Annotated in this window: 4 protein-coding genes and 1 pseudogene; 2 read left to right on the top strand and 3 right to left on the bottom strand. The window is 39.8% G+C overall.

All coding sequences use genetic code 11. The features are described 5' to 3' along the window. Positions 1–443 precede the first annotated feature (443 nt). Positions 444–851 carry a VOC family protein gene (locus AC1DDX_RS17335; RefSeq protein WP_337715924.1) on the top strand — a complete coding sequence of 136 codons (408 nt, stop codon included), beginning with the start codon at positions 444–446 and terminating at the stop codon, positions 849–851. 44 nt (positions 852–895) lie between these two features. Here AC1DDX_RS17335 and AC1DDX_RS17330 read toward each other — a convergent pair whose 3' ends face one another. From AC1DDX_RS17330 to AC1DDX_RS17320, 3 genes are read right to left on the bottom strand one after another with little or no spacing between them, the layout of a single operon-like run. Continuing rightward, positions 896–1,357, bottom strand: a complete 462-nt coding sequence (locus AC1DDX_RS17330) for a hypothetical protein (protein ID WP_337715926.1) — start codon at positions 1,355–1,357, stop codon at positions 896–898. Between the two features lie 50 nt (positions 1,358–1,407). Continuing rightward, positions 1,408–1,743, bottom strand: coding sequence for a TfoX/Sxy family protein (locus AC1DDX_RS17325; RefSeq protein WP_337715928.1), 336 nt, complete (start codon positions 1,741–1,743; stop codon positions 1,408–1,410). Positions 1,744–1,751: 8 nt separating this feature from the next. Next, positions 1,752–7,847 carry an alpha-2-macroglobulin family protein gene (locus AC1DDX_RS17320; protein WP_337715930.1) on the bottom strand — a complete coding sequence of 2,032 codons (6,096 nt, stop codon included), beginning with the start codon at positions 7,845–7,847 and terminating at the stop codon, positions 1,752–1,754. Between the two features lie 147 nt (positions 7,848–7,994). On the opposite strand from AC1DDX_RS17320, the pseudogene AC1DDX_RS17315 reads away from it, so the two are divergent. Continuing rightward, positions 7,995–8,745 (top strand): annotated as a pseudogene (locus AC1DDX_RS17315) (hypothetical protein); the annotation flags it as partial.

Here is an 8,745-nt window from a genome sequence, read left to right as displayed (position 1 = left end):
AAGTAAAGGAAATACGAATACTTATTCTAAGTTTTGATATGTCTACTTAAATGAAAGGATCTTTTAGATTTTTTGTGAACTGGGGAAATAGATAAGTAGAATTTACCTAAATCTAACCTCAATGATAATGTTCATAATGTGCTTAATAAAGTCAATGCATAGGAAAATGCAGGTAGAAAATCCAAACCTTAGAGACCTAATTCTTTTAAATTGGGGTCGCGGAAGTCGTCTAAGCAAAGAAGAGGTGGCTTCCTTAATAGCGCAATGTTATAGAGCAAAAGAAATTGGTGAAATTATTGTCTGGTATGAGTAAGACGCATATAGGACAGATTCAGATATTGACACAATTTACCCGCTCATTTGTCATAGTTGCCCCTCATCTTAGTAGCTATATTTTAGGATCTTAGTGTTAATGGAAATAACCCATTATAAAACTTAGAATCATGACAGTTAAAAACCCATTTGTCTGGACCGAAATCAGTGTAAACGATCTGGCCAGAGCTAAGAAATTCTATGAGGAGGTATTGCAGATTCAACTATCTGAAATGGCACCTCCTGATAATATGAAAGTAGAGAAAGACGATCCTAATTACTTTGAGATGCTCGCATTCCCCGCAGATATGATGGGACCGGGCAGTAGTGGCACATTGTGTAAATCTGAAATGGGAAAACCGGGAGTAGGAGGTACAATGGTGTATTTTTATGCCGATGACTGTGCAGTTGAGCTTTCAAGAGTGACAGCAGCAGGAGGTAAGGTGATTGCCGAAAAAATGTCCCTTGGAGAATATGGTTTCTGTGGTGTCGCTGAAGATACTGAAGGCAACCAGATTGGTTTTCATTCGCTGAAATAGTATTTAAACGCTGTCCAATTGCGGCGGGCAGCGTTTAAAATATATTATATCTGATTTAATGCCTTTACTACTCTGGAAGTAGTTAGTTTGAGCTCAAATAGAAATATTAATACATAAATAGTAATCATCAATATGAAAGGTATAAATGATTCAATATTAGTTTTGCCTCTTAGTATTCCGATGAGACCAATAAAGGTTCCAAATGCCAGCAGGCCAATGATTGCAATTGGTAGTGCACCAGGTCTAATTCTGTAATGATTTACATAAGGATCTTTTGAAAGGCTAATAATAAGTTTAGGCAGAAAGAACTCAAAGGATGTTTTGATTCTGGTAAATTTTAAATCCTTTTTGTCTTCAAGTCCCCAAAATATCTTGTCGGTACCGATGTCGACACTCTTAAATTTAAAATCAAGAGACATGGTTTCTTTCATGGATGCCTTCCTTAGGGCAGTTTCTACTTGAGCGTGATTTAGGTTTGATGGAAAATGAACGGTTTTAAAGTACATGGTAGAGCGGTATGATTTGATGATTGTAAAATAGCAATATTATCAATTACTTAGTTCTTTTTACTCCTGGGCTTTTTAGGCTTAGGTTCTGGAAGTGCTGCCGCTGTAATCCTTACCAACTCACTAATCCATTCCCGGTCTTCAATTTGTTCTTCGATCAGAAAGCTAGGTTTTGCTCCAGGATACGGAGAAGCCTCTACCACGCTTCTTATAAACTGCTTTCCAGCTTCTGTGGCTTTAATAAACAGCTTGTTGTCACAAACCAAAGCAAAGATCTTTTGGTCTGCATAAAGGCCGTACTCTCCAAACATTTTCTTGCTGCTGATCGTTCCCGCTCCTTGTATTTGATCAACAATAAAATCAACAAATTTCTGATCTGATGCCATAGTGTGTATTAGGGTTTGGAAATAATTGTCATTGCATTACTGTAAGCTGTTACCCCCGGATTATAAAGACATTGAAGCATAGCTGCTCCGTTTTTAAAAGTTCCTTCTTGCGTAACAGTCACTTCATAGTTAAATTCAGTTTTGCCTGAGGGCAGTAAATCTATAAATAGCTGCTGACCAGCATCTCTTACAGACCTGTAATAATATGTACCGTCCTGGTATTGTTGACCACTACTGCCGTCCAAAGGTTCGAATACACCTGCACGTTTATCTTCAAGTTGTACAAAACGTAAGCTTACCGTTGTTTCTACCGTTAACACAATTTTTATCTTTTCGCCTATTTTTAAAACAGTTTTATCTGAAAGTGGCCCCCAGGCATTCTTCTGTTGATCATAATTAAATAAAGTTTTCTTCAGTTTTACCTTATTATTAGCATCATCGGCCTGCGCTTCAGCGCTGAAGTAATGCCATGTAATGCCACCACTAACCGTATTATTTGCTGAGACCGTTACCGGAGATACCTTGTTAAGACTGATGAATTGGTTGCGCTGCCCAGCCAAAAGACCATTTGAACTGTTCATCTGCTGATTACCAACCTGAGCAGAAACAGAATCTGGCACAAAACTGGTCTTTATTGTTGCCGACTCCTTAAGCATGTCGATAGCTGCAGCAGTACCCGTGGTTGTGCGCCAACTGTAATCTTGCTTGGCCGACAGCATCCATTTGCTTAACCCATCTGCAATCTTTGTATTTTGCCCGGCTTGTGTAAAGGCCTCATAAAGCATTGCAATGGTTTCTTCTTTTGAATGGCTCAAATCATCGCCATCTGAAATTTCTTTCCATCGCATTCCATTTAGGTCGTCGTTTATTGCCCGTTGTTGTATGTTACTCAGTTGGGCAAGGGCCTTTTTATAGACTTGGTGATCTGGAGTTGTATATTTTAATGAAACAATGATCCATAAAGCCTGATCATATAAGCGCTTATTGTTGATGTCTTTTTCGGCAAGTTCAAGAGTGGTATTTATTTTTTTGATGACACCAGGATTAAGGGGATACTCGTTTTTCCAAAATGACCGGGAGTAGGCACCAAAAAGATTACCATCTGTACCGTTTGTAGCGTATAAAGAATCGGTATATGTAATTAACCTCTTGATGAAAATTGAATGCCTTTGATAGTCGTTCGCTTGCCATCCTTGCTGATTTAACTTTCCAAATCCTCTTAGTACATAATTAGATATCCAAATATTGCTTTTTCCACCCTCAAACCAGGGGAGCGCGCCGTAGAAATCTTGCATGGAATACAACTTATTTAAATGGTCGGAAATTATGGACCTGTTGCTTATGGTATCTAGAACCTGATACAATTGTTTTTGCTGCTTAGCAGTTTGGTTTGCCAGGTTTAACCAAGGCATGGCCGCTTCTGCAAGTTCATCCGGAAGTTTGCGTTCCGTAGTATCTGAAATGGCATCCGGCGAACGCATTTTAAATGATTTTGCAAGCTCAGGCTGATTACGCATCAGCTGATTTGCGGTTACTCTGGCATAGAGTTTATTAAATACCTGTTCAGAACAATTAAAGGAATAATTGGCTAAAAATGGTAATGAGTTGATTAAGGCTGCTTGTGGCTTAGCATCTGCATAGAGACTAAGGCCATACAAATCTGCGTCGTCTGGTAGCTTAGGAGCCTGTACCAAACTGTCTTTCTTTGAAAATACAAGGGGCACTTGCTTACGCATAAACACTTTTTTGGGCAGTATCGGCAACGTGTGCTCTTCAGCATCTGCCAGGGCGCCTCCATTTACAGTGGTTACAATTGTTAGTGGATTCAGCTGTCCTTCGGGCACTTTAAAAGCAAAACCTGCTGTTTCAGTTAACTTTCCGGCTACTTTAACTATTTTAAAGGCAGGTTCTTTCAGTACTTTTGCAGTCAGGTCTTCACCAGTAACGGCATCTTCTATCTTACAGCTAAGTTTTACGTCCATAGCTGCACTATCCAGATTGCTAATCCTGCTATTCAATACAATTTCATCACCCTGATAGAGCAGGCGTGGCATGTTAGGCTGAACCATCAGGTCAAGGCGTGTATTTAGTTTTCGCTCTGCATATGCAAATAGACCGCTTTTTGTATGTGCCATTAACTTCCAGTTCCATGCGGTTGCTGTTTGGGGCATGGTAAAATTAAAGGTATATAGTCCGTTTTTATCGGCGTATAGTTTTGGATAAAAGAATGCTGTTTCGCTAAAATCTTTACGCACCATTGGTTGCGGTTCAGGAGTTCCCGGTAATATGATCTTTCCTTTGGTGCTAATAATCAGCACGCCATTTGCGGCTTTTGAGCCATAGATAGCAGTGGCATCGGCACCTTTTAATACCATAGCTTCAGTTATGGAGGCTGCATTAAAATCATTTAATGAGCCGGAAAATGGAACACCATCTACTATAATTAGAGGCTGCGCATTCTGAACAAGAGAATTTGTACCCCTTATGTAAATCGCGCTGCCCGTAGTGGCATACCTCACTACGTCGGCTGTGTTATAGCCCCTTACTACAACCTCATTCAGCTGACCATCTTCTAAGCTTAGAAAGCTCGCTGAAGGTACTGCCAATCCAGGTACTCGGCCTCTTAGTTGCTGCAACATAATATCGCCTTCATATTCATTTATGAATTCGCTTTGATTATTGTATTCGTTATTACCGGGCCAATAGTGATAATAGGGCCTGCTGTTATTAATTGTTTGACTCCAGCCCCCATACAGGTAACCACTGAAGTAAGGATTGTTGGGGATGTTCCACTGGTGTGAAGCAAGTTTGTCTAATGCGGCGTCGTACATTCCCGTCATGAGTTGCGCCGCGATATTTTCTTTTGCTGTTTTTACCGATACGGTAAAAGTTTCTTTTGTACCAGGAGCCAGAACCTTCCTGTATTTTTCTATGATAATTTCTGGTTTTGCCGAGGTAGGTGGGGCTAGATAAACGTTTTGGTCATTTATATACAGTTTATTGTTTAGTACATAAGCTTTTGTGAGTACAAGCGATTCTAATGCATCTTTTGGTACGGTAAAAGTATATGCTTGCATTCCCTTACCCTGGTATTGTGTGTGGTAGGTGGTTTTTACGGCAATGCTCTGCTTTTGGCGCACATAATAAGTTAACCCATACACCACATAGGCACTGTCTATGGTAGCAGTGTAATAATCTATTTTATCGCCGGGTTTGGCAGTATTGATGGACAGGTAGTTAAAGTCTTCTAAATTACCGGGAGTGGCGCTTTGCTCAGTATCAAATACATCAAAATTGATGCTGGCATGGCCCGATGTTTTTTCCGATTGGGTTGTAGTTACTGCAAGTTCGTACTTGCCGGCTTGAAGTAATGTTTTGTCTAATTGAAACTGAATAGTACTATCTATTGGTATTGTTTTTTCAAAGATTGATTTCTTTTCGAGGCTTGTCCTGTTAAGGATTTCCTCGTTTGGAAACCATACTTTTAATTGATCTTTAGTGTATTGCCATTGATCTACAATTTCACTACGAGTGGTATCGGGCACTATAATATTCTGAAAAATGCTGATATGAATTTCCTTAGGTTTAAACTTGCTATTTTCTGTTTTTGCATTGATGTTTAGCTTTGGGAGGCCTTTTCTGTCGTACTGATCTACTGCCGGAATGTTGATCTTGACCGGCCATGAAGATACGCTGAATGTGTTATCCTGGCTGGTGGTTTCGCCAGTGGCTTCTGTGGCCGTGGCTGATAACCTGTAAGTGATAGCCCATTCCTTATCGGGATCAGGATTTTTTTTCGGCAGGTTTACATCATTTACTTTTATCACTAACAAGCCCTTTTCATCAGTATAACCGATTGTATCTGTTACTATGGGATTGATATATGGGGCATTTCCAAAATAGTTAGATTCTCTTATTATCTGGTAAGTAATTTTTACACGGTTAAGATCTGCACCGCTGAGCGACTTCACTTTAAGCTTTAGCTCAAAAGGTTCGCCGGGTAATGGCCCTTCGGCAGGTTTTTCCATAGTTATTTCCATTGTTGGCCGTTTGTATTCCTCGACCTTAAAATAACCATTATCGCCATCAATTACATCGCCATCAATAGACCATTGCCCGGTCATTGCATTTTTTGGAATAACAAAAGAACCCGAAAAACTTCCATAATCATCAGGAACAAGCTTTATGGAATCAACGGTTCTATAGTTAGGGTCTTTTAATTCCAATAGGGGTTCATTGTCTGCCATCCAGCTTTTAAAATACTTATTTGCTTTACTGAAGACGATGTTTTGACCTGTTGAAGGATCTCTGGTAAGCATAATAACTTTATATTGTACGCGCTGCCCCGGGCGGTAAATTCCTCTGTCGGTATAAATTTGCAATTTTGTCTGGGCGTCATAAAATTCTTCCAGGTCATCATAAGCCTCAGTATTGTATATCTCCCGTGGTAAGTTCCTCTTGGGCCTATTAAAATCGTGCATTAGGGTATCTTTGCCAGAAACGAACATGAATTCTTTTGAGGTGTAGGTTTTTTTTATGGATGTAAAACCCTTTAAATTGGTGCTGACCTGTTCCGTTGCTACTACTTTTACGCCACTTATGGGGAAGCCCGTTTTTCTGTTCAACACTATAAAATGATCTCCGGTATTCACAACAGCCAGATCAGACACCTGAAAATGAATGTATTCCATGTGGCTAAGGTTGGCTGCAGTTTTAATCTCGGAAGGCGAGAAAATTACATTATAGGTGCCCACTGGCAAACTTTCGAGCTTTAGGTAGAGTGCATGTTTGTCGAAATCATCAGTTCCGGCAGGTAAGAGGAAGCTGGAATCGCGGATAGCGGGGCGGTTGAGCAGTACTTCTATTCGTTCTGTTTTTAAGTTCGGAAATTTCTCTTTGATACCAATTTTAACGATTCGGTAATAGATTTTTTGTATACCCCTATATCTTGCTGTAAGCATGATTGGCGCTTCCGTCATCTGGCGGTCTGTCACTTGAACATTGATCTCTTGATTTTTAATCTTTTTAAGCAAGGTTTCCAGTGTTTTTTTATACGCTGAAAACTCATTTACAACGCTCTGGTGCTGCTCATACAATTGGACAGCTTGTCTAAGGTATCCTTTGTATTGAGCTTCAAACTTTAGTCCGTATTTGATTCCCTTGTAATATTGATACTGAAACAAATAGAAAGTAGCTGTGGCTTGAATGGTGTTTAATGGAGAGGAGAGGTTTTTTTTGAGGTAAGTAGTCCATGCGTTCGACAAGATATTGGGCATCCGGGAATAGAAATAATATTTGATAAGCATCTGAATGTATTGCAGTTCTTCGGGTTTCGAATTGTGTTTGCGCATCCATAATGTATAGGTGTCCATCAAATGTGAATGGATTTTGGCGGTGTCTAATGACGATTGTAAGGCTTGCTGAAAGCCTTTGGGTTCAGATACTATAAGTGTCTGAATATCTTGATCGGACAGGTTTAGATCGGTGGTTTTTCCTGTTTCGAAGCCAATGCGCTCGGTAAGCGCTATGTCTGCAAGGTCGGCTTTAAACAGTAACTTATCGGCATTGGATGAGAGCCACGAGATATCTATACTTTTACCTGGTATGGCCGAGCCACTGAGCCGTAAAGCCTCTTTGAAATGAAACCTAACAATGCTGTCGCGCTGTAATAAATTCATGGCACCATAGTTAGGTTGGAGGTTCTTAGTTTCGTAGGTGCTGGGCCTAAACTTTAAGTGCTTGTGCGCAAAGAAAAGTACTCTGCGCGCCTGCATCAGGTGCATTGCAGTTTTTAGTAAGGTTGATGATTTTTTGTTGATGAGCAAACTATCAATAAAAGCGCTGTTCCTGAAATATAAACTGTCCTCAGTTTTTAAGTCTTTTATTAGCATAGCGTAATACAAGCATCGCGCTAAAGCAATATCATTGTTGATTCTGATAGATTCCTCTTTTTTTGAGTTGACGGTTTTAAGCGTTTCTTCGAGTTGAGTTCTTGTTCTTATGGAATTTTCAATGTTCGTCCACTCATCATTAAGGTCGGTTTGGGCAAATGCTGTTGATGCATTAAAAAAAGCGAATAGTATGCAAGCTAGGATAAGACGCATGAGAGAAACATTAATTTTGTGTAATGCAATTTAGTGATTTGAAATTCACTTTTATAGTAGAAAAACTTCAATGCCATCATCTCGACTTGAGGAGAGATCTCTTGAAGAGATTGGAAAATTATAAATTCTATAATATCTTCGGTTCAAATGAAAAAAATATTCCTGCTACCCATCTTTTTTATAATCCTGGCATTGAGCGCTCGATCTCAAAATGTAACAAGCTTACCAGATTCAATTTATTCAGGAGAACAGGGCAAGATGCATGTGCAAGGCGTTGCTGTAGATAAAGCCAATGGATATGTTTATTTTTCTTTTACAGATAGGCTCATTAAGATGGATCTTTCGGGCAAACTGATAGGCAGTGTAACCGGTTTTGTAGGGCACCTTGGCGATTTGGATTTTAATGCAGCCGACGGGAAGATATATGGTTCGCTGGAATATAAGAATGATGCTATTGGTAAGGGGATCAGGAAATCATTGGGTGTACAAAACAACAATGAAAACGGTTTCTATATCGTGATATTTGATGGTTCCCGCATTGTGCGCCCTGATATGAGTGCAGAGAAAGAAGATTTGCTACGCACTGTTTACATAAAGGAAGCGGTAAAAGATTACCAGGACAGCGTACAGACTGCCAATGGTAAAAAGCCACACAGGTTTGCCTGTTCCGGAATAGATGGTGTTGCTTTTGCCCCGGCAATAGGAAGTGCTGATACCAATAAAAAATACTTGTACGTTGCGTACGGTGTTTATGGTGATACCGACAGAGATGATAATGACCATCAGGTTTTATTAAAGTACGATATCGCCAACTGGGATAAATATGGGCAGCAGTTATCGCAGGATAAATTGCACCATTCGGGACCTGAAAAGCCTTTGGATAAATACTTTGTAAAAA

The organism is Pedobacter sp. 10L46_2, from assembly GCF_056395165.1.
Note: the sequence above shows the minus strand (reverse complement) of the source record. Positions and strands in the feature narration are given on the sequence as shown.

Excerpts from the sequence above, each read along its gene's own strand:
- AC1DDX_RS17335 (WP_337715924.1), top strand. The coding sequence starts at position 444 with ATGACAGTTAAAAACCCATTTGTCTGGACCGAAATCAGTGTAAACGAT.
- AC1DDX_RS17330 (WP_337715926.1), bottom strand. The coding sequence starts at position 1,357 with ATGTACTTTAAAACCGTTCATTTTCCATCAAACCTAAATCACGCTCAA.
- AC1DDX_RS17325 (WP_337715928.1), bottom strand. The coding sequence starts at position 1,743 with ATGGCATCAGATCAGAAATTTGTTGATTTTATTGTTGATCAAATACAA.
- AC1DDX_RS17320 (WP_337715930.1), bottom strand. The coding sequence starts at position 7,847 with ATGCGTCTTATCCTAGCTTGCATACTATTCGCTTTTTTTAATGCATCA.